The 23,385-nt window shown below is 36.0% G+C and carries 14 protein-coding genes, 1 tRNA gene and 1 pseudogene; 5 read left to right on the forward strand and 11 right to left on the reverse strand.

Annotation, left to right across the window (positions count from 1 at the left end; genetic code table 11):
• Positions 1-102: 102 nt before the first annotated feature.
• From WJM97_RS19255 to WJM97_RS19300, 10 genes and pseudogenes are all read right to left on the reverse strand, one after another.
• Positions 103-380, reverse strand: a pseudogene (locus WJM97_RS19255) (IS4 family transposase); the annotation flags it as partial.
• A 328-nt stretch (positions 381-708) separates the two neighbouring features.
• Entirely contained in the window at positions 709-1,569 is an 861-nt protein-coding gene (locus WJM97_RS19260) for a DUF6671 family protein (protein ID WP_353930383.1), read from the reverse strand.
• Between the two features lie 52 nt (positions 1,570-1,621).
• Entirely contained in the window at positions 1,622-2,215 is a 594-nt protein-coding gene (gene hemJ / locus WJM97_RS19265) for a protoporphyrinogen oxidase HemJ (RefSeq protein WP_353930384.1), read from the reverse strand.
• Positions 2,216-2,362: 147 nt separating this feature from the next.
• Positions 2,363-2,436 (reverse strand) — tRNA-Met (locus WJM97_RS19270).
• A 173-nt stretch (positions 2,437-2,609) separates the two neighbouring features.
• Positions 2,610-4,949: a peptidoglycan DD-metalloendopeptidase family protein gene (locus WJM97_RS19275; RefSeq protein WP_353930385.1), complete on the reverse strand. Its 2,340-nt coding sequence runs from the start codon at positions 4,947-4,949 to the stop codon at positions 2,610-2,612.
• Between the two features lie 786 nt (positions 4,950-5,735).
• A complete protein-coding gene (locus WJM97_RS19280; RefSeq protein ID WP_353930386.1) occupies positions 5,736-6,197 on the reverse strand; it encodes a tRNA (cytidine(34)-2'-O)-methyltransferase in 462 nt (153 codons plus the stop codon).
• A 341-nt stretch (positions 6,198-6,538) separates the two neighbouring features.
• Positions 6,539-7,681 (reverse strand): glutamate--cysteine ligase, encoded by a 1,143-nt coding sequence (gshA, locus tag WJM97_RS19285; RefSeq protein ID WP_353933219.1) that lies wholly within the window; start codon positions 7,679-7,681, stop codon positions 6,539-6,541.
• A 111-nt stretch (positions 7,682-7,792) separates the two neighbouring features.
• Complete coding sequence (locus tag WJM97_RS19290; RefSeq protein ID WP_353930387.1) at positions 7,793-8,635, reverse strand: hypothetical protein; 843 nt, start codon at positions 8,633-8,635, stop codon at positions 7,793-7,795.
• Positions 8,616-12,929 (reverse strand): AAA domain-containing protein, encoded by a 4,314-nt coding sequence (locus tag WJM97_RS19295; RefSeq protein ID WP_353930388.1) that lies wholly within the window; start codon positions 12,927-12,929, stop codon positions 8,616-8,618. Before WJM97_RS19295 ends, WJM97_RS19290 begins: the two co-directional genes overlap by 20 nt.
• 22 nt (positions 12,930-12,951) lie before the next feature.
• The gene (locus WJM97_RS19300) at positions 12,952-13,869 is read right to left on the reverse strand and encodes a histone deacetylase (RefSeq protein ID WP_353930389.1); all 918 of its coding nucleotides are present in this window, start codon (positions 13,867-13,869) and stop codon (positions 12,952-12,954) included.
• A gap of 49 nt (positions 13,870-13,918) precedes the next feature.
• On the opposite strand from WJM97_RS19300, the gene WJM97_RS19305 reads away from it, so the two are divergent.
• Positions 13,919-14,926 (forward strand): mechanosensitive ion channel domain-containing protein, encoded by a 1,008-nt coding sequence (locus WJM97_RS19305; protein ID WP_353933220.1) that lies wholly within the window; start codon positions 13,919-13,921, stop codon positions 14,924-14,926.
• Between the two features lie 234 nt (positions 14,927-15,160).
• Here the strand turns inward: WJM97_RS19305 and WJM97_RS19310 are convergent, their stop codons facing one another.
• The gene (locus WJM97_RS19310; protein WP_353930390.1) at positions 15,161-16,681 is read right to left on the reverse strand and encodes an S-layer homology domain-containing protein; all 1,521 of its coding nucleotides are present in this window, start codon (positions 16,679-16,681) and stop codon (positions 15,161-15,163) included.
• Between the two features lie 196 nt (positions 16,682-16,877).
• Here WJM97_RS19310 and WJM97_RS19315 point away from each other — a divergent pair, with 196 nt between their 5' ends.
• The 4 genes from WJM97_RS19315 (at position 16,878) to WJM97_RS19330 (ending at position 23,384) form a co-directional block, all read left to right on the forward strand.
• The gene (locus WJM97_RS19315) at positions 16,878-17,768 is read left to right on the forward strand and encodes an alpha/beta fold hydrolase (protein WP_353930391.1); all 891 of its coding nucleotides are present in this window, start codon (positions 16,878-16,880) and stop codon (positions 17,766-17,768) included.
• 172 nt (positions 17,769-17,940) lie between these two features.
• Positions 17,941-18,987, forward strand: coding sequence for a serine/threonine-protein kinase (locus tag WJM97_RS19320; protein WP_353933221.1), 1,047 nt, complete (start codon positions 17,941-17,943; stop codon positions 18,985-18,987).
• An 89-nt stretch (positions 18,988-19,076) separates the two neighbouring features.
• Complete coding sequence (gene uvrA / locus WJM97_RS19325) at positions 19,077-22,019, forward strand: excinuclease ABC subunit UvrA (RefSeq protein WP_353930392.1); 2,943 nt, start codon at positions 19,077-19,079, stop codon at positions 22,017-22,019.
• A gap of 171 nt (positions 22,020-22,190) precedes the next feature.
• On the forward strand, positions 22,191-23,384 hold the full coding sequence (locus WJM97_RS19330) for an ATP-binding protein (protein ID WP_353930393.1): 1,194 nt from the start codon (positions 22,191-22,193) through the stop codon (positions 23,382-23,384).
• Position 23,385: the final 1 nt, after the last annotated feature.

Below are 23,385 nucleotides of genomic sequence, written 5' to 3' on the forward strand. Positions count from 1 at the left end.
TGGTGAAAATACCGCACTTTCCGATATTATAAGGTACACATCTAGCGGGCAAGATGCCCGCACCACAAGAGTTTCATGATTAAACTTTGTACCTCATTAGAGTTGTTCTCGATTCAGGTACTTTGGTGTTAATGATTGCCTAATCCAATATTTTATCAACGGAAACCATAATAATTTTACGCAGAGTTTACCTATTCTTAAAAATATTTGTAGATTGCGTTTCCTGCTTTCATATTTAATTGGTTACAGAAACAAGCTGGCCAATTTTGATAGTTTTATTTGGCGATGCGCTTGTATTAATAACAACAATATCTCTAATGTCAAATACTGCTGTTCACTCAAATGTTTTCGGAAATTGTTTGATATGATTGTGGTAACATTTTGTTTTTTTGGGGGGCTTTCTTGCCCTTATTTTTTTACCATTTTATTTTCTCAATTACTATCTTATTTTCTCAAATTATTGCCACATCTCATTTTCACCTTGCTTGTCGCCCCCTGAAGTTTTTTATATTATACAGAAAAACACTTTTGCCAGGAAATTGATCTATCTTCAGGAGGACTTGATAAATAGACAATCAATATTAAATATTAAATAGCCCGATTACCCTACCGGACTTTAGCTCCAAACCCTCTCTTGTTATTAACCGTTCAGGAGAGGGCTTTATTAAATTCTTACCCATTAGTCAGTTGTAAATTGTTCCCATTTACCTAAGGATTACAATAGTTACATAAACTAGGATCAGCAAACTGTTTACCTTGAGGATATAACTTTTTATCTATGAAATTGCATTTTTGGCATTGATAAACTATTGCCATAGTTAAGACAGTCGGTTGATGACAAATTTCACAAGGTAAACCTTTGACTGTTTCTGTCACACTAAATCCTGGAGTCCGACATTGTGAACAGCAGCTATTAATTTTATTTAGTAAATCTTGAGTAGCTTTTTTAATATTCTCCATGCGCGTAGGATTGTACAGCGCTCGCATATCTGTTTCTATATGTAAATTCCCATCAAGAGAATTATTTAGCGCAAAATTCACAGATTCCTGCAATCTTTCCTTTGTATTTATACCCTTAATGATTTCGGGATTTCCAGAAGTTGATTTTTCAAACCAAACCACTAAACCATGTTCAGGAAACCCTACTTTTTGGGCAAATTCTGCTGCTGCTGGTAAATTGTGAATAATTTGATGATTAAAGTTTGTATCAGTAGAAAATACCTCACCAATAATTTCTAATTCATTCTCTTGATCTAAAAAAATAATAATCTCTCTATTAGCATAAATATAGGGAAAACTAGGATGGGGAATAAAACTACCTTCACTAGCAATAGCGATAGTTTCACCTGTTATTTCTAATGCTGCTTTTGCTTTTAATTTAGCAGTAATAATTTGAGTATCTGGACGTTTAATTTCCCTTGTAAATGTGCCAAAGACATCAGTATTAAAGTTTTTAGGAACTATCACATTAATTCCTAAATATTCATGCAACAGTGGCGCAATTACTTTTTCTTTTTGGTGCATAGTCGCCAGAACTGCGACACGGTTATTAAATATTTCCTTGCTCATATTTATTTTTACAACTCAATCTTACCAGGGTGGGCATAGCCCACCTAAAAGCTTAATTCTGTGCTTGAGTAACTTGATTAACTGGATTCATTTCTGCCATCATCTTTTCTTTATTGCGTCTACGAATTTTGGCATACATTTGAATACTAGCAGCCATGAAAATCACCAAGCCAAAAATTAACCAAGCGGTGATGTCTGTAGGTAAATTATTTTTAAATATTGCCAACATCACGATTACTACTAATAACAAAGTTGGTGCTTCATTTAAAGCTCGTAACTTTTGTCCACTCCACTTACATTCATCTGCGGCTAACTGCTTCATTAACCTACCACAGTAAAAGTGATAGATAAGCAAAACACCCACAAACCCCAATTTGAAATGTAACCAAGGTTCTTTGAGCAAATCTAGATTAGTGGAAAGAATACCGATGGCCATTGCTACAGTTACTATCATTCCAGGGATAGTAATGATGTTGTAAAGGCGTTTTTCCATCAGTTGATACTGATTTTTCAAGATTGTCTTTGCAGGTTCTGATTCTTGGTTAGCTTCCACATGGTAGATGAAAAGACGCACTAAGTAGAATAGACCAGCAAACCAAACAACAAAACCAATAATGTGAAATGCTTTAAACCAATAATAAGCCATTATTTGCAACCTGCCTTAATCATGTTTTAGATGACTACATCTATTATCTTTACTAGATTAAGGTACTTATTGACAAGGACAAAATGTATCCTGACGGTTACATAAAACCTTTAATAATCGGTATTCATCGTTTTTAATATTTTAAAATGGCTCAGGTCAGAATTGAACTGACGACCCCAGGCTTATGAGTCCCGTACTCTAACCAACTGAGCTACTGAGCCGCGTTGTTTTACCAACTTAATATTAAGATAGCATACTATTTGGGCTATGGCAATTACTTAATCAAAAATTTTTGCTGATATTTCTAAAAATTTTTCAAAGTTGGCAAAATAAAAGAGGGAGAATCTCTCCCTCCAGGAACAAGGCAATTACTAAATTCAACAACAAGCAGATATTAGATTCGCTCTTTTGGTAGTAAAGCGATAGGATTAATTGCTCCCTTACCAGATTTATGAATTTCAAAGTGGGTATGGGGTCCGGTGCTAAAACCAGTGCTACCCATAGCGGCGATGGTTTGTCCCTGTTCTACTTCTTGGCCTACTTGTACAAAAATACGGCTGTTGTGAGCATAACGGGTCATACTACCATCAGGGTGGCGGATATCAACTAAGTTGCCATAACCACCTCTATTCCAGCCCGCTCTTTCTATTACACCTGAAGCAGAGGCGTAAATGGGTGTACCTGTACTGTTAGCAACATCAATACCTCTGTGCATTCTACCCCAGCGCCAACCATAGCCAGATGTCAGGACACCTTTTGCTGGCCAGATGTAAGCTTTGCTGGGGTTGTTGGTGGGGTCAACAGCTTGGGGTAAATGTCTGTCAACAGCAGCCAAAGGTGGTAGAGCAGTGGATCTTGGGGAAACGATACTTCCTCTTAATTTGCCCAATGAATCGTTAGAGTTCATGTTGGCGGGAGGAACTGTAATCCTGATGCCAGATGAACTACTGGAGGAGTTGCCTAAAGATTTTTGATTTGACTGGAATTGTGGATTGATTGGCTCAGGTCTTGTGGCACTTAATAATAGCCTGGTAGGCTGTTCTTTGTAGCTAGGCAATGTGGGCTTAGGTACAGGAATTGCCACTTTATTCTGTTGAGCATTTGCTCCAGAAGCAACAAAGTTATTGTTGTTTTTCTCAACAACTACTGGTACTGCTGCTGTTTCATCTTCAGTCGCTGTTGCTACGGTGACATCAGATTGTTGAGTGCGGTATTTTTCCCGTAGTCTCTCAATTTCAGCTTGTAAGCTACGAATACGCTCAGTTCCTTTGACTTTAGATACTGTCTGGGGCTGATTTTGAGGTACTTGCTTTTCTGCTAAACGGTTAACTAGCTGCTTGTCATCTCCCACTTGATTGGATGTAGAAGCGGTGGTTGGAATTTCCTGAGTTGGTAGTTGATTATTTTTTACTACTGGGACAGGAATGGTAATACCACTTCTCATGGTCGGGGGATTAAAAGTTACCCGATTTTCTTTAGCTACTGGAATAGGTATAGCAACTGTATTGTTATTCCTAACTACTGGTGTTTCTGGTACTTCGGGCAGATTTGCCTCTAAATCAGGCTTGCTCAGAGCAGCAGGATTAGGATCAACAACTTTTTTGTTGATGTTAGACTGGTTATATACAGGAACTGCCGCTATTCTTGGCTGACTGTAGCTACTTTGTCCTACTTTGTCTGTAGGAATAACCAGTTTTTGGCTGATTTGCAGCCGATTGGGGTCGTCAAGATTGTTAGCTTTGACGAGTTCTGATACAGAAGTTCCGTGGTTAGTGGCAATTTCCGCTAATGTGTCTCCAGGTTTTACTTCATAGGTTGTCGAGATTGATTGAGCAACAACTGTAGGTATTGTAGGTATAACTGGTGTAGCTGTAACTGCGTTTCCTGGGGACTTTTCTGCCTGTTTGTCTTGTTTTAATTTGTATATTAGGCTGGCCTGGTCGGCATCTGTTAGGTGTTCCGACTTTGTAGATAAGTTGTTATTAGCTACTTTTTTTGGTTTACTGGTTAACTCTATAGCGGTTTGTTCAGTTGGTGATGAACTTTTGGTCTCCTCAGACCGCAACTCCGCCAGACTATTTCTTAAACGGTTCGATTTTTCTTGTAATCGGCTTAGGGCAAACTCTTGTTGTGCTTTGAGTTGTTGATCAACTTCATTGGTGAGAGTGTTCGCAGTTTCTACAGTTACTGCTGTGGTGGAACTAGCTGTCTCAGTTAGTTTGTTATTTATTTGTAATTTCGACTGAACTGAGTTGTTATTCACTGCCTCCCCTGCTGATACGGGCAGGTAGATAGCGTTTCCGTTGGCTTCCAATGAGGGAATGTGTGCAGCTACTTCTTTGGCTGCAACTGGCCATTTAGCTTCAAGCCCAGGCACTTGCGAAACTGCTGTTGGTTCCACGATGACAGGATTTTCAGGCGCGCTCGCTGAAGAGACGGCTTGGGACTCCAGCTTTGTGGCCGCGAATTTTATCTCAGTTTCAGATAGAACAGGGATTGTTGATGCTGCTTTTTGAGCGCCAACAGGTGCTGCTGCTTGGGCTTGATCGCTTTGTCGAGTCACCAAAAGGCTGGTTGCACCCATTGAGATAGCCAAGCCAATCATTGCTGCTTGGGTTCCGGAACGGCGGGTTGTTTTATGAGTGATATCATTTGACGGATCGACCGATACACCATCACTTTTAGGGTTATTTTTCAACACAGCCTTTTCTCTACTTTTTAATGCTCGTTTCAAAGACGACCTCCTATGATCACGCTTCGCTTAACTGACCTTGATTTTTGGGTTGAATATTAATCCATGATTGAGATCACATCAAACGACATATCAAGATCACATTCAACAGAGATACTTAGGCAAGATTAACCTGGTTCTCTGATTTAGACAAGTTTATTTTTTGCGGGTAAACTTAAAAGTTTGGCTTTGATTCGTCTGTTATCACTCCTCACAAAACCTTTGCTTGTTAATTTTTTCAGTTTTCGCACTGCTGCTGTTCAGGCTGGAACTAAACAAATATGATAGCTTTGCTAAGTCCAATTTTGCTGTTAGCATTTGTGCTAGTGCGCCCTCTAAAAAAAACTAAATGTTCCTACTTTAGATATTTTCTAAGTTTTTTTATCTAATCCGTCTTATCAAGTGGAGACTTTACTCTTTTTATTTCCCAAAAAACAACCGTACAACTTTAGACCCTATTATTTCGTTGATAATTGTGTTTTAGGTTACAAATACCTGGGATGCTTGATGGTAAATGCTTTGGTTGATTGTATCTCCTGGATAGATAAATTTTCAATTTATTAAAATCTATCATTCTTATTTGGTATGGGTTCAAAGTTGCTATACAAATTTCTTATATTAAAATGAACGAATGAGTTGACTGTTTTGGATATTCTTTCTTCTGTATTTAAATATTGGCTGTACCCTGGAAATAGCTAAGTGTTTTTACTGAAGATATTGCCAGGGCATGAATAGGAAAATCCTGTTTTTTCTATTACCAATAAGTGTTTTTACTCATGGCTATATTAACTATTGTAAATAACCTAGCTGTCGTCGGCATTCAAACAAGCTGATAGCCACACTTACGGAGAGATTTAAGCTGCGAACTCCGGGTTCATTCATGGGAATGTAAAGTGTGGAATCGCAGATGGAGAGGACGTTGCCAGGTAAACCATTGGTTTCACTCCCAAATAATAACCAGTCATCTTCTTGAAATTGGTATTTGGTGTAGTTTTCTGTGCCACGAACACTAAAACCTAACAATCTACCTCCACGCTGCTGATGAATGATTTGGAATGCTGCTGGGGATTCGTGATAGTGCAGTTTTACGTAGGGCCAATAATCTAATCCTGCTCTTTTGAGGTAGCGATCGCTAATTTCAAATCCCAAGGGACCGACTAAATGTAGTTCTGTGGCTGTGGCAGCACAAGTACGGGCTATATTGCCTGTATTTGGAGGTATTTGCGGGTTTACTAGGACTACCTGGGGCATATCAAAATTAAAAATTCTTAACTCAAAAGTCTACTAAAAGCTTGATAGCTAAGGGCATGATGAAGTTTGATGGATACGATACAATCTATCATCTCTAGAGAAAAACCCATAGGTTTTATTAATAGGTTAGAAAAAGTCAAGAAAGATTAGATTTTCTAAACCTAAAATGTATGGATCAGGATGCAAATATTGTATATTTAGTCACTAATAGGGTGAACAAAAAAAAGTCTTGTTTGCAGGAGTCAGGGGTATGGCTAAGGCCACGCTTTGCTATCAGCAATTAGAGTCAAGATGATTAACTCTTGCCTTTTGTCTGTCACCTGTCACCTGTTTGTTTTTTATTAACCTACTTCAGAAGGACACAATAGCTTATTTTCTAGTTCCAGTTCCCATTCTTGGGTAGCTTGAATAGCTTGGTTGATAACACGGCCAGCATCAACACCAACTTTGTGTAACTGTAACCACTGTTGAGCTTCGTTACCTTCACGGAGAATTTTTTCTAGGGGGGAGAGAAAACATCTAAAACCTTGTTGTTTGGCTATATCCCAAACGTCTTGATATAGCTGTTGAATCCAATCTCTGGCGAGGATGGTACTACCATCTTGCCAGTGCTGTAATTGGGCATCAAGGCTGTTTGTGGCTGCTGCTATTTCATTTTTGGTGGTTAATGCTATGAGTTCTGCGTGGGAAAAACTGCTTTGAGTTAAGGGATCTATATGGGGGTTATCAATAATTTGTATCAATCTTGCTTCCAGTAGAGCGGTAATTGCTAATAATGAAATGGGATCTGCTACTAAATCACAAATTCGCAGTTCTAGACGATTCAGATTGTAGGGACGGAGATCGCCATTTGGTCTCACTGATGTCCACAAATGCCGGACATTTTGCATTGTCCCCGCTTTTAATTGTGCTTCTACCCATTCGATGTGATCCGCATGACTAGCAAATAACGGTACATAACTAGGAGTTTGGGGAAATAGTCTCCAACGGGTGGAATGATAACCAGTGGCTTGTCCGTCTAAAAATGGTGATGAGGCACTCAAAGCTAGGAAAAGTGGCGCTTCCATGCGAATGACTCGACAGGCACGCATTAATACTTCTGGGTCGCTAATACCAATGTTGATATGTACACTGGCGGTAACGACTTTTGTGCCGTAGGTTTGCTCAATGTAATCATGGTAAGGGTTGGTAGGATCAGAACGATAAAAGCGATCGCTCCTACCCAAAGAAAGGGTACTTCCTGGTATTAATGTATAATTATTCAATCGCTGCAAATATTTACGCAACTGTTGCCGAGGACGCAACAAACCACATAATTGATTTTCATAGCTGGTAGATGGCTGGGTTACGTATTCCACATTACGGCTATCAGGCTCACGCATAAATCCCTGTAAATCCGCAACAATTTGGTCGGAGAGACCGATGATTTCACCTTGAGGTGTGCCAGTATACATTTCAATTTCAAAGCCTTTTGTTAAGACCACGTTATTTTGCTCCTTGGCTCTCCTAATTTTCATAAATTGTATCAAATTTAACGATTTTTTGCATTGGAGAGGTAGGAAGAGTTGAAAATAATTTAATAATCTAGATCAATTTTAATTTTGAATTATTTCTTCCCGTGCTAAAGCGATATTTTCATTTGATAATTCACATAATTCTGTTAGATAAATTTTGCCTTGTTTAAGTAAAGAATTTATCTTTTTTGATGCAGGTTTTAAAATTTCCTCCCCTTTACAAACTTGAATGTTAAAAATATCTTCCTTAGCATTAAAAATAACCAATAAATCTAAGGATTGCCAAATATTTTTAGTTGGAGGTATTACCTGAAAATCAGTAACAATTTTACCCTGTTCTGGTACATGAAACGTTAAATCTGAATCTTTAACTATATTTTGTATTTTTTCAATTTCTAAGGCTGAAATATTTATACTTTTATCCGATATTTTTACAACCTTAGTTAAATCAGGTAATTTCATAGAAACATCATCTAAATATTCAGATTGAAAAATGACAGATTCTTCTAAAGCATCACAAATTGCATAAACTGTCACAGTATAAGGTGGTTGAGGTACAGTACCTTTTTCATAAAATAAACGACCTTCATTGGTTACTGTAATAGTTGAGTCTAATGATAGTGTTTGTAATGACTGAAGAGTAGCAATAGTATTATTCACAAATACAGCATCAAGACCGAGTACAGATGCTAACTCTGTGGATGTAGGTGGTGGGTCAAATTCTAAACCCGCACGAATAATAAACTCTTCTAAAACATTGAATTGACGAGGTTCTTTAATAGTCAATTCTACAGTGTTTTGGAATAAATTGTACCGAAATTGCCGAGCGGTAAAAACAGATAAATCTGGATTTTTTGTTTCTATTTCTAAAACGACATTTTTAAGATGCTCATCAATATGACGATTAACAGAAACTGGAAACATCAATCAATCCTCCATGAGAATTAACAACTTTTGCTATTTGGGAATACATTCCCCCCACGATACCAGGTTTACTGGTAAATAAATCATGACAACCAACAATTACTAATAATTCTTGAGCGCGAGAAAAAGCCACATTTACCCGTTCTGATTTATTTGCAAATCCCACATCACCTTGAGAATTATTCCTCACCATACTAACTATAACTACAGGTCTTTCCATACCTTGAAATCTATCAACTGTTCCGGTTCTAATTTGCAAAGAAGGGAAATTCTCCGGTTGTAAGCGTTCATCAATTTTGCGTAATTGAGCGCCATAAAATGTAATTACTGCGATTTCTTTTTTGGTTTCACCTTTAGTAATTTGATGACTCCAAGCATTTTCAAAATTTTGACAGATTTTCTCAATGATATCAATTTCTTGAATGTTAAAAAACGAAGTTCCTAATTTTTCTTCTTGAAATTCATTCTCTTTGGGGGTTTTTACCCAAATTAGATGATGTTCTGGTTTAATAATTTCCCCTGCTAAATTATGAGCGCGTTTTTTATCAGGTTCTAAAAGTCCACATTCTAATTTACCATCATAAAATTGATTTATTGCTCCCATAATATTGGGGTGCATTCGATATTGAGTATTCAGCATTTGTTTAATGCTATTATCAGCGGTTTCAAACTGAAACTTAAATAATGATTCTTCTAAAAATCGCATTTCATCTCTAGTGTTACCTAAATTTTCAGCAACTTCTTCTACTGTGCTAGTATCTAACATTGGTGGTAGTTGTTTGTGGTCTCCTACCATGACTAATTTTTTTGCTTTTAAAGCTGGTATTAATAGTTCTGGAGGTGTACATTTACTAACTTCGTCAATGATGACAACATCAAAATATTGAAATTCTTCTGAGAAGTTATAATTTGCAGCTTGAACACAGGTAATACCGACGACGTTAGCATTATCTAAATAAATTTGTCGTAAATCATGACTATCTCTTTCTGATGGTTGACGGATTTTTATAATCCAATCCTGAATAAAGTTTTCATATCTTTGTAAGTATTTTTCTGCTTTTTCTTGTTCTTGTTTCCAGGTTTTAAATTGTTTTTTTATTTGATTTAGAAATTCTAAGTTATGGATATCATTTCCTGGATTTGCTATTTTCAATTTAAGTGGTATTTTTTGCCAAGTTTCATCCCACCATTCTCTTTCTGTAATTAGTTCTTCAGGAACGTTAGATTTTAATTGTTGTTCTAATGCTTGTAACTTAGTTCGGGAATCTTCTACTACTTTCAGAGAACTTATAGCTGATTTTCTGATTGTTAATAACTCTTTTTTAAATATGTTGTGAATATTTTCGAGGATAGCAAAAGTATTTAGGGAAGAAGTGATAGTTTCAATTTGATTGATACAACTTTGCCAATGTTTGATTTTACTACTAAATTCTTGATACTGTTCCCAGATTTTTGACTGTTTTTCTAAATATTCCTGTGCTAACTGGTGTAATTTTGGTAGTGTGTTAGGTTGTTTAACGATTGCTGCTAAAATATTGGCTATTTTCTCAAGTTGTAAATTTGCATCTTGACTAGCTTTTTCTACTTGAGTTTGTGTTAATAATATTTGTTCTTGGGTAACTTCACTATTTGGTTGTATATCTAATTGCTGTTGTTGAATTGTTAGAATATTTAATTGTTGTTGTGCTTCTGCTTTTAGTTTTATAACACATTTCCTGGCATTTTCAAGAATAATATCTCTTAATTCTTGGGTAATTCTAGTGATAGTAGAGTCAATGTTTTTTAATTCATAAACTCGACTATATTTTTTTTGGAGTTTAGTGATAAAAGCTTGGGTGTTTTCAACTAATAATTTACGCTGTTTGGAGGTGAGTAATTGATAGTTTTCAAATTCTTGATAAATTTCTTGCCATTGACTACGTTCATTTTTTTCTAAAATTATGGGAATTTGATTAAATGTTTGTTGCAGAAAATAACTAAAATGATACTGTTTACCTAATCTATCACTAAAGTTGCCATCTATTTCATAGACAATGGCTTTTTTTATTACCTCCCATTCTGGTAATTTAATTTGATAATTTTTAGGAACTATTGTCAATTTTAAATTACTAGCAAACATCAATAAACCCAAGGGTAAATTTAAGGCATTTTCCATCAGCGGTAAATCATTTTGCTGACAGTCTCTTACAACTTGATAAATCTGTTTATCTGCTGTGTTTTTCCATTCCTTAACTGCTTCAATAATATAATCAATTTCTCGTTGACGGTTTTCCCAAATTTTAATTGTTGGTAATAAGGTTTGTCCCTGATTTAGAAAATTTTGATATTCGGTTTGTAATTGTTGTAAATGCTGAGAACTTTCTTGAAAAACTTTAACTAAGTTAACTAATTCTGTCATTTCTATAACCGCATCATTAGCATAATTGAAAGCAGGTTGAAATTCTCCAATTTCTTTAACTACGGTTTCTTGTAACCAAATTGTTAAACCAAATACTCCACGTTCAGGACGTACAAAATTTAATTCATCTACATATTTAATCACTTCACAGACATTTTCCCTGAATTTTTCTACTAAATCATTTTTCTGAGTATAAGGTTGTAGACGAGGTAAAAATTCTTTAATTTCTGCATCATCCCAGTTGATATCTTGGGAATTTTTTAATAGGTTTTTTAATCCTTCACTTATTTCTGAGATGGTATTTTGATGATTTAATAATTGCTGATAATTATTTTCTTCCTTTTTACATAGTTCTGCTAATTCAACTTTTTCTAATTTTAATTGTTGTTGCTGCTGATTAAATTCTGTTTCTAATTTAAAATAATCGCTAAACCGCTGTGATGATTTTACTAACTGACTGAGAATAGTTATATTTTCTCGACTTTGACTAAGATTATTTTCGCAGTAATTAGCAGTATTTTCTAACCATTTATTAATTACTTGGTCTTCTAAAAAAGCTTGTCCTTCTTCTGCTACTTTTTCAGCTTTTCCTTTTCTAATAGCACGAATTACGGGGTTATGAACTAATCTACTTAAAGCATTATCTACTGCTAAATTAGCTTGGGATGTAATTAATGTCCGACCACCACGTAAAGCAATTTGATAACAAATTTCAGCAATTACGGTGGTTTTACCTGTACCTGGTGGACCTTGAATTAAAACTAAATCTTCTGCTGCTAATACTTTTTCCACTGATGCTTTTTGTCCAGGATTTGCAGCAGATAATAATAAATCCTGTGATTGTAATGTTAGAGTTTTTTTAATAGGTCTAGCTTGGGAAGCATCAAAGAGAAAATCACCTAAATAGGGGTTTTGGGTACGTCCTTGTCTTAATTGTTCTAGGGCTTTTTCTTTACGTTGAATTTGTTTAATATCACCGAGTGCATCAAAAAATAAATATCCTTGATTTGGTAGTTGATAATTGCCATTATTGATAAATTCTACTAAGTCTCGGTCAATTCTAATATTAATTAAATTATTTTTATGATCTATTTTTTCAATAGTTCCTAGTTGACGACTGGTATAACGGTTTCTTTCTGTGGGGATAGATTCAGAAAATTTGATATCTTGATTTTTAGCGTTTTTTACCCTTAACCAAAAGTTATCTGCTTGTAAATAATTTCCTGTATTACCATCAAGAGTGGCTGATTCTATATTTATTTTAACTGTAATTTCTTTCTTTTTCTGATTATATTTTAAATCAAAAAATCTGACACAAAATTGTCGGGATTTAGCAATTCTTTCTTCGACTTTTAAAAATGCTTTCCATGCTTTTAGTTGATCATCTGTGGGTACATGATTTCCACAGATGGGCATTTTGGCAATTTGTGTTATTTGTTTAGGAGGAATATTAATTACATCATAGGAATTAGGAATTAATTGTAAGCAAAAAGATACAGCATAAGCGTCATCATTTCCCCGGATGGTTGGTAATAAATAAATTGAGAGGATTTTTAAGCCACCGCTGCCATTTTTTTTGACTGCTGCTCTTAAACCCAAGGTTTTTTTAAGTTCTTTGAGTCTTTTTGGTAGTGGGAATTCACTATTATCTGTAGCTATGGTTAAATCTAAAATTTCTTCTCCTGTTTCCTTTCCTGCACCTTGACGACGCAGATAAAATATCACAGGTTTTTTACCCACACATTCAAATATTAATTCATGAGCGCGTTCTTTTCGTTCCCGAAAATCTGTATATGCTGTAATGGCATTTTGTCCTTCAAAGTGACGAATTAAGTTATCAATTGTGGAATTTATTAAGGTGTAACCCCATGTTTCTGATTTTTGTTTTTTGGGCATGAGTAATCTTGTGTTTGTAGGTTTATAAATGAAATTGATGATATACTTGGTTGGCGGCTCGATGTAGTAGAGAATGCCTCCAAACTAGGGATTTCATATCATCTGCATAACCACCACCAATTACACAAGCTACGGGATAACCTGCTTGAATACAGGTGGTTAAAACCTGCATTTCTCTTTTAAAAATCCCCGTATCTGTGAGGGCTAATTTACCTAGTTTATCATCTATGTGGGTATCAACTCCAGCATCATAAAAAACTATATCTGGTTTAATTTCTGATAATAAATCTGGCAGGTAATTAGCCAGGGTTTGTAAGTAAATATCATCTTCCGTTCCTAATACTAAAGGGACATCTAAATCACTTTTTTGTTTTGTACCTGGGAAATTTTCTTGACAGTGCATAGAAAAGGTAAAAACACTTTCATCCTTGGCAAAAATTAAGGCTGTACCATCGCCTTGATGTACATCTAAATCTACAATTAATATTTTTTGAGCAAGTCCTAATTTTTGTAAAACTCGCGCGGCGATCGCTAAATCATTAAAAATACAAAAGCCTGATCCATAATCAGGAAAAGCATGATGAGTTCCCCCAGCGGTATTGCAAGCTAAACCTTGTTGAATGGCTAATTTAGCTGTTAATATTGTTCCCCCTACTGCCACACAGGTACGATTTACTAAAGCTGGACTCCAAGGTAAACCTATGCGCCTTTGTGCTTTATAATCTAATTTTCCCTCACAGTAAGCCTGTACATAGTCGGGGATATGAACTAACTCAATTAATTCTGATGAAGGACGCTCAGGAAAATGAAATTGCTCTGGATATGCTACCCTATTACCTAACAGCAATTCATATAATTGTTGAAATTTGGACATAGGAAAACGATGACCAGGGGGGAGGGGTGCAATATAATCTGGATGATAAATAATTGGCAGATCCATTATCCTAATGCTTACTAATTTTTTGTTGTCAATTCCTAAATAAATAATGATGATTCAATGGATTATACCACTAGCCTTTATCTGTGCTGGAATAATAGCGGGGCTAATTGGTGAAAAAGTTATTTTCAAAAAACTGAAAACATTTGTCACTGAAAAAGAAGTTCCTGGCAGCGATATTATATTTCAAGCACTGCACAGAATGACTTTTGTTTGGTTTGTTTTAGCAGGTTTTTTCTGGGCTATTCTTGGTTCTCCTGTCAGACCAGATATTGCTAATGCTTTTCAAAAAATCCTCACGATTATTTTCCTATATTCAGTCACGTTAGTTTTAGCAAGATTAACATCGGGATTTGTTAATTTATTAGTTAGAAGAACTGAAGGAGTGCCTACTTCATTACTTTCTAATTTAGCAAAGATTGCAGTTTTAATTTTAGGAACATTGATTCTTTTACAAACTGTGGGAGTGCAAATTACTCCTATAGTTACAACTTTAGGAATTGGTGGTTTAGCTGTAGGTTTAGCCCTCCAAGATACATTAGCTAATTTATTTTCTGGGTTTTATTTAGTGATTTCTCAGCAGGTAAGAACAGGAGATTATGTCAAGTTAGATGATGGCAATCAGGGTTATATCACAGATATTAACTGGCGAAATACAACTATTAGAGAAATTTCTAATAATGTGATTATTGTTCCTAATTCTAAGTTGGCTTCGGCAATTTTTACAAATTATCATTTACCTGCTAAAGAAATAACTTTAACTCTGAATGTGGGTGTTAGTTACGACAGTGATTTGGAATTGGTGGAAAGGGTGACAGTAGAAGTAGCTAAAGAAGTTATGCAAGAAATTGCACCGGAACTAATTGCAAATGAGCCTTATATGAGGTTTCATACTTTCAATGATTTCAGTATAGACTATACACTTTATATGCGGGTAAGTGAATTTTTTGATCAGCGTATTGGTAAACATTTGTTAGTAAAAAAGTTACACAAACGCTATCACCAAGAAGGTATTCAAATTCCCTTTCCCATCCGAGATATTAATCTTCACGGTAACTGAATTAACTTAGCTATCTCCCCTATGTTCTCTTAGTAGGGGATGCAATTTATGATCATAATTATTATGGTGATTGGGGTTTCTTTTTAAGCTCATCACAAACAATCAGCAGGGAAGAAATAGAAAATATTGATATTCCTGATCACCTAAATCATCTCACCCATGAAACTTTATTACGAGTCTTTAAAATTCATCAGCAAATAGCAGCATTTCGGCATATAGATGTTAACACGATTTTTACTTAACTATCGGTTTAATAGCATATTGTGAGGGAAAATCTGCTACTTCCCCAGCACTGGCCATTGCTCTATATATTAAAGCACAAACTTCTGCTCTGGTTGCTAATTTTGCAGTGTTCAGGGATTTTTGATTAGGGTAGTTAATAATTACGCCGTTTTCTGTTAATGAGGCGATAAAATTTTTATGTTCATTTCTGATACTGGAAGCATCACTATAAACTGATAAGGTTTGTTTTGTTGCACCTGTAACTTTATAATTTAAGGCTTTGGCTAAGGTGATTAAAACATCTAGACGTTTAAGTTTTTGCGTGGGGTTGAATTTCCTAGTATTTAATACTGTAAAAAATCCCATTTCATAGGTTTCTTTAATAGCATCATAAGCCCAATAATCTTGAGGTACATCTTGAAAACTAATTGCTTTTCTAACTTTACTTTTAATAAATACTTTTTGTAAAATTGCTGCTAATTGAGCGCGGGTAACTGGAGCATTAGGACGAAATGTACCATCGGGATAACCACCAATTATTTCCATAGCGGCTAATTCTGCAATGTAATCTTTAGCCCAGTGCTTTTCGGAAATATCAGAAAAGTTAACTTGAATATTTTTAGCTACACCAACTTGGCGATATTTACTCAATAATTGACTGAGTTGATATGTAGGATTGTTAGTTAGTTCTGTTAAAGTTACTAATGTTCCGGGAATTGATGTTAAAGCTTGTGCGATGTTGGGAATGTAGGTACTAATTGATTTACCAGCTAAGGTAAATTCGCCTTCTCTAAAAGTAATGGGGTAAATAGAATTCTTGGCAACATCTGCAAAACCAGCAGCTTGGTATTGAGTAATATTTATATTTTCGGAACTGGTAAGAAAGGTAACTTCTTGATCTTTTAATTCTGTAAAATAGTCGAAATAGGTAGTAGTATTTTTATCAACTATGCTGTCTTCATTGGCATCTACTCCATAGAAAACTCTCACTACTTGATAGTCGCTAGGGTTGGCTGATAAAATTACATTTACTGCGGTATGATCTGGTAAACAAGCGAATTCTGTATAGCCAATAAATTTGTTATTAGTATCATATAATCTGACAACGATGCGATCGCCTAATTTAAAACCATTCACAAATTTGGCTTTCTGTTTGATTTTATATTTATAATCCCCCAAAAATCTTTCCTTGTGATATGTTTCCCCGTTTTTGGCTTTAATAGATATCCGGGCAATTACTTCGGAAACTGTACCTCCCGGTTGCCAGATATACATTGTAAATCCTGATTTTTCTCTTTTTACAGATGGCGTTGCACTGACATCTTCTGCATCCGTGGATGTGCTATCTATATCTAATTGTGGTACAGGATTTCTTTGTGTTAATAATTGCTGATAACTAGATTTGATCGGAACTGTAGCAGATAGAGCAGATAAATCTGATGCTGCCAAAGTATCATCTGTTGATGACAAGACCAAAAGAGAAAATGAAGCAATAAATATTTTTTTAAAGTGGATTAACTTACTTAAATTCATAGTATTTTATTTGACAAAATTACAATTCACTTAGATGATTTTATGGCTGATAAAGTTCCTGTACAGAATTATTTTTTGATACCAGGTTAACTTTACATATCCCAGTGTACGCCTTATGTGGCGTTTATTATCATAATTTTGTCTAGAATGCCAGGAGGATTACTATAAGAAAATAATAGTTTAGGAATCTTAACTAATGACGATAACAACCCAGAATTTACCAACCACATTAGAAAAACAAGTTTGGACTTGGGAAGATTACAAAATTCAGTATACCGTTATGGGTACAGGCCAACCCTTGGTACTCATCCACGGTTTTGGAGCTTCCATCGGTCACTGGCGTAAAAATATCCCCGTTTTGGCTAATGCTGGTTATCGGGTGTATGCTTTGGATCTTTTAGGTTTTGGTGGTTCAGACAAAGCAGCAATAGATTATAGCATGGAAGTGTGGGTAAAATTATTAAAAGATTTTTATGACCAACATATCCAAACACCAGCTATATTTATTGGTAATTCCATTGGCGCACTTTTGAGTTTAATAATTCTGACAGAACATTCTGAAATTGCCGCTGGTGGGGTGTTAATTAATTCTGCGGGTGGTTTGAGTCATCGTCCCCACGAATTAAACCCAGTTTTAAGAATTTTCATGGCTACTTTTAACAAGTTGGTAGCTAACCCTGTTACCGGCAAATTTGTGTTTAATCGCATTCGTCAAAAATCGCAAATTCGGCGTACATTATATCAAGTATATTGCGATCGCAATGCCGTTACCGATGAACTTGTTGATTTACTCTACACACCATCCTGTGACCCAGGAGCGCAACAAGTTTTTGCTTCTATCTTGACAGCACCTCCTGGTCCAAGTCCCGAAGAACTATTACCACAGTTAAAATCACCATTATTAGTTATTTGGGGTGCAAATGATCCTTGGACACCAATTACCGGAGCGAAAATTTATGAAACAGCGGGTAATGATGGTAAAGATATCAAAATTGTACCCATTCCTAACGCCGGTCACTGTCCCCATGATGAAGTTCCAGATATCGTCAACACTGCAATTATTGACTGGTTAGCAGATAAAAATTAGCAGTCTGTAGGGTAAAGAAAATTAAAATTCTCTGGAATTTGTCATTGGTAATCGGTAATTAATAATTAGTAATTAGTCATTCACATATTTTTACCGATTACCAGATTATCATTTATAGAAAAATAGACAATATTTCACACTTTGATCAAACAACACCTGTGTGTATTTTATGATGGAGTTTGACGTAAATGATGGACACAAAAAACATAAAACCAATCAAAATTATCCAGATTTATCCATATTTGGTTATCAAATAATTAAAGAATTAGGGCGAAATTTAGAAGGAGGACGCATTACTTACCTAGCTGAACAGCTTAACTGTCAACAGAAAGTAGTAATTAAAGAATTTTGTTTTACGAAGATAACCTCTGATTGGTATGGTGTAAAAGCCTACGAACGGGAAATTAAACTTTTACAAACATTACATCATCCTCGTATTCCTTGTTATTTACATTCCTTTGAAAAACCAGGTTTTTTTTACTTGGTTCAAGAATATAAAAAAGCACCATCATTAGGATTTAAACGCTGTTTTTATCCCGAAGAAATAAAAAAAATTGCCTTATCAATTTTAGAAATTTTAGTTTATTTACAACAACATAATACACCAATCATTCACCGAGATATAAAGCCAGAAAACATTTTAGTAGATCAACAATTACAAGCTTATTTAGTTGATTTTGGTTTAGCACAAGTGCAAACAGAAAAAGCTGACTTGAGTACATTAGTTGTGGGTACTCCAGGGTTTATTCCTCCCGAAGAACAATTTGGAGATTCTTTAACAACAGGATCAGATTTATATAGTTTAGGTGCAACATTAATCTGTTTACTTACTAATACTCGTGCTGGGGAAATTGGTAAATTAATTGATGATCATTATCGCTTTAATTTCCAAAAATTACTACCTCATCTTCATCCAAATTTTCGGTCATGGTTAAAGAAAATGGTAGAACCTAACTACAAACATCGCTATGTTAATGCAGGGGAAGCTTTAGCAGCGCTTCAACCAATTCAGGTGATGGGTTCAAGAAAAAAACTGGGTAATTTTTGGATGGTTATATCTCAGAAGAAAAACTTAGCTATTCTGAGTTTAAGTATCATGGGAATATTGTTAGGTTGGGGAGCAAGTTCAATGATTTCTTTACCCGGTAATGCTGTTAATTCTAGTGTGCAGGTAAAGCCGAATATAGGCACTAATTCTCCTCAAGTAAATTTAAAATAGTAACATAGCATCTTATGGAAGTTATCTGATAGGGAAAAATTGCGTTATTATTAAGGATTGTTTCACTGTGCCACCTTTCTGCTGTTAATATGCCAGAACAATCAAAAAATCCTTTAAACGGTCATCTTCCCAACCCCCAAAACAGCCAAAATACTATTCGCATTCGGGGTGCTAGGCAGCATAATCTCAAAAATATTGATTTGGAATTACCCCGTGATCAGTTGATTGTGTTTACTGGCGTTTCTGGTTCGGGTAAGTCCTCTTTGGCCTTTGATACTATCTTTGCAGAAGGTCAACGCCGTTATGTAGAATCCCTAAGCGCCTATGCTCGGCAATTTTTGGGTCAGTTGGATAAACCCGATGTGGAAGCAATTGAGGGTTTAAGTCCCGCTATTTCTATTGACCAAAAATCAACTTCTCATAATCCCCGTTCTACGGTGGGAACAGTCACGGAAATTTATGATTATCTGCGGTTGTTATATGGCCGCGCTGGTGAACCCCACTGTCCCCATTGCGATCGCTCGATCTCTCCCCAAACCATTGACGAAATGTGCGATCGCATCCTTGCACTTCCCGACCGTACCCGCTTCCAAATTCTCGCACCGATGGTCAGGGGGAAAAAGGGAACTCACCGCAAATTAATCTCCAGTTTAGCTGCTCAAGGTTTTGCACGCATCAGGGTAAATGGAGAGGTCAGAGAACTCTCAGATTCCATTGAGTTAGATAAAAATCATACACACGATATAGAACTGGTTATTGACAGGCTAGTTAAAAAAGACGGAATTCAAGAGCGTTTAGTTGATTCTCTGTCCACCTGCCTTAAGCAATCTAACGGAATTGCTATAATTCAAGTATTAAATGATACCTTAGATAAGGTAACGCAGGAGCGACAACATAGTAAGTATATAGAAAATGAGGGGGAAAGTCAAGGTATTTCTGAACAAGAATTACCCACAGAAATGGTGTTTTCAGAAAACTTTGCTTGTCCAGAACATGGTGCGGTAATGGAGGAATTATCACCACGTTTGTTTTCTTTTAATTCACCTTATGGAGCTTGTTCTCATTGTCATGGCATTGGTACTTTAAGAAGGTTTTCTGAAGAATTAGTCATACCTAATGTAGATGCACCGATTTATGCAGCGATCGCACCTTGGTCAGAAAAGGAAAATTCCTACTATTTAGAACTGTTATATAGTTTGGGATTAGATTATGGGTTTGAATTACAAACTCAGTGGAGTAAATTAACAACCGAACAGCAAAACATCATTTTACATGGGGAAGAAAAACCAACCGCAGAGACACAAAGGAAGCAGAGTTTTAAAGGTGTCATTCCCATTTTACAAAGGCAATATGAAGGGGGAACAGAATTAGTTAAACAGAAATTAGATCAGTATTTAATAGATCAACCCTGTGAAGTTTGTGGAGGAAAAAGGTTAAAACCAGAAGCCTTAGCAGTGAAGTTAGGACAATATGGAATTTTAGATTTAACCAGTGTAGCAATTCGGGAATGTCGGGTCAGAGTTGATAACTTAAAATTGACTCCTCGACAAATGCAAATTGCCGACTTAGTTTTAAAAGAAGTTAAAGCCAGACTGCAATTTTTATTAGATGTGGGATTAGATTATCTCACCTTAGATCGTCCCGCCATGACATTATCAGGAGGAGAAGCCCAAAGAATTAGACTAGCCACACAAATCGGTTCGGGATTAACAGGAGTTCTCTACGTTTTAGACGAACCAAGTATAGGTTTGCATCAAAGAGATAACGGACGTTTATTAAAAACCTTAACCAAATTACGAGACTTAGGCAACACATTAATAGTTGTTGAACATGACGAAGAAACCATTCGTGCAGCGGATTATATAGTTGATATTGGCCCCGGTGCAGGAATTCATGGGGGAAATATAATTTCCCAAGGAAGTTTAGAGAACTTATTAAACGCCGAAGCTTCATTAACAGGAGCTTACCTATCAGGAAGAAAAGTCATTCACACCCCAGCCGAAAGAAGAGAAGGAAACGGTAGAAGTTTAAGAATCAAAAACGCCCATCGTAACAACTTACAAAATATAGACGTAGAAATTCCACTAGGAAAACTTGTTGCTGTCACCGGAGTTTCCGGTTCAGGAAAATCAACCTTAATCAACGAACTACTTTATCCAGCTTTACAAAATCATCTCTTAAAAAGAGTTCCCTTACCCAAAGAAATCGAAGAAATCAAAGGATTAAACTGTGTAGATAAAGCCATAGTTATTGATCAATCACCCATAGGCAGAACACCCAGATCAAACCCTGCCACCTACACTGGAGTTTTCGATGTAATTCGTGATGTATTTTCCCAAACCATCGAAGCCAAAACCAGAGGATATAAACCAGGACAATTTTCTTTTAACGTCAAAGGTGGCAGATGTGAAGCGTGCAGTGGACAGGGAGTAAACGTGATTGAAATGAACTTTTTACCAGACGTTTATGTCCAATGCGAAGTATGTAAAGGTGCAAGATATAACCGCGAAACTCTACAAGTTAAATACAAAGAAAAATCAATTTCCGACGTTCTCAACATGACCGTTGAAGAAGCATTAGCATTTTGTGAAAACATTCCCAAAGCAGTGAACAGATTACAAACATTAGTAGACGTTGGTTTAGGTTATGTACAACTAGGACAACCAGCCACAACCCTATCAGGAGGAGAAGCACAAAGAGTAAAATTAGCAACAGAATTATCTCGACGTGCTACAGGAAAAACCCTTTACTTAATAGATGAACCAACCACAGGTTTGTCTTTTTACGATGTTCATAAATTATTGGATGTCTTGCAAAGATTAGTAGATAAAGGAAATTCAATCTTAGTAATTGAACACAATTTAGATGTCATTCGTTGTGCAGATTGGGTAATAGACTTAGGACCAGAAGGAGGGGACAAAGGAGGGGAAATCATAGCCGCGGGAACACCAGAAGAAGTAGCTGAAAATCAACGTTCTTATACAGGGAAATATCTCAAACAAGTATTACAACAATATCCCGCAGTTGTCTAAACCAAAAACCTTAAAAACTATTCCTCTGTGTTCTCCGTGCCTCTGTGGTTCGTTTCTTAAAAATCTTTAATTCTTACCCAAAGACGCAAAAAAACAGAATCAGTAAAAAATTAGTTTATAATTATGAATGCACAATCAAAGATTTACAACTTATGAATAAGGAGAAACTGAATGAATGATCAGGAATTAGAATTTCTCCTTAATGATATGGAATCAGATCGAGTAGAACGCAAGGCTTCAATAGCCGATAGAGGCAGACTTTGTGAAGCCATTTGTGCATTTGCTAATGATTTACCAAACCATCAAAAATCAGGAGTTTTATTTATTGGAGTTAATGATAATGGAACTTGTGCAAATCTGACCATAGATGATCAACTTCTCAAGACACTTTCAGGTATGAGAGATGATGGCAATACCTTACCTTTTCCAGCCATGATTGTACAAAAACGCAATATTAATGGTTGTGAATTAGCAGTTGTAATTGTAGAACCTGCGGATGCTCCACCTGTACGTTTTAAAGGCAGAGTTTGGATCAGAGTAGGTCCCCGTAGAGCTACAGCCACAGCAGAAGAAGAACGCCGCTTGACTGAAAAAAGACGTTCAAAAGATTTACCTTTTGATCTTCAGCCTTTAACATCAGCTAGTTTAGATGATCTAGATTTAGAAATTTTCCGTCGTGTTTATTTGCCATCATCCTTAGCAAATGATGTTTTACAAGAAAATCAACGTCCCGTTGAACAACAACTCAAATCAATGCGGTTTGCAACTATTGATGCGTTGCCTAAACCAACTATTTTAGGTGTCTTAGTTATTGGTAATGACCCTAGACAATTTGTTCCCTGTGCCTATATTCAATTTATCCGCATTGATGGTACTGAATTAACAGACCCAATTAAAGATCAAAAAGAAATTGGTGGTGCGCTACCAGATTTATTGAGAATGCTAGATGAAATTTTCCAAGTTAATATATCTGTTGCTACTGACATTACAGCCCAACCAATTGAATTACAACAACCCGATTATCCCATAGTTGCCCTACAACAATTAGGAAGAAATGCAGTCCTCCATCGTACCTATGAAGGGACAAATGCCCCAGTGAGAATTACATGGTTTAACGACAGAATTGAAATTCAAAATCCTGGTGGTCCTTTTGGTCAAGTAAATAAACAGAACTTTGGACAACCAGGGATAACTGATTATCGTAATCCTCACCTTGCTGAAGCCATGAAAAACCTTGGTTATGTGCAAAGATTTGGTTTAGGAATTGAACTTGCTCGTCAACAACTTTTGAAAAATGGTAATCCACCTTTAGAGTTTACTGTAGAAGATGCCCATGTTTTGGTAACATTAAAAAGAAAATTATAAA

It is taken from the genome of Okeanomitos corallinicola TIOX110, from assembly GCF_038050375.1.
Classification (GTDB): Bacteria; Cyanobacteriota; Cyanobacteriia; order Cyanobacteriales; family Nostocaceae; genus Okeanomitos; species Okeanomitos corallinicola.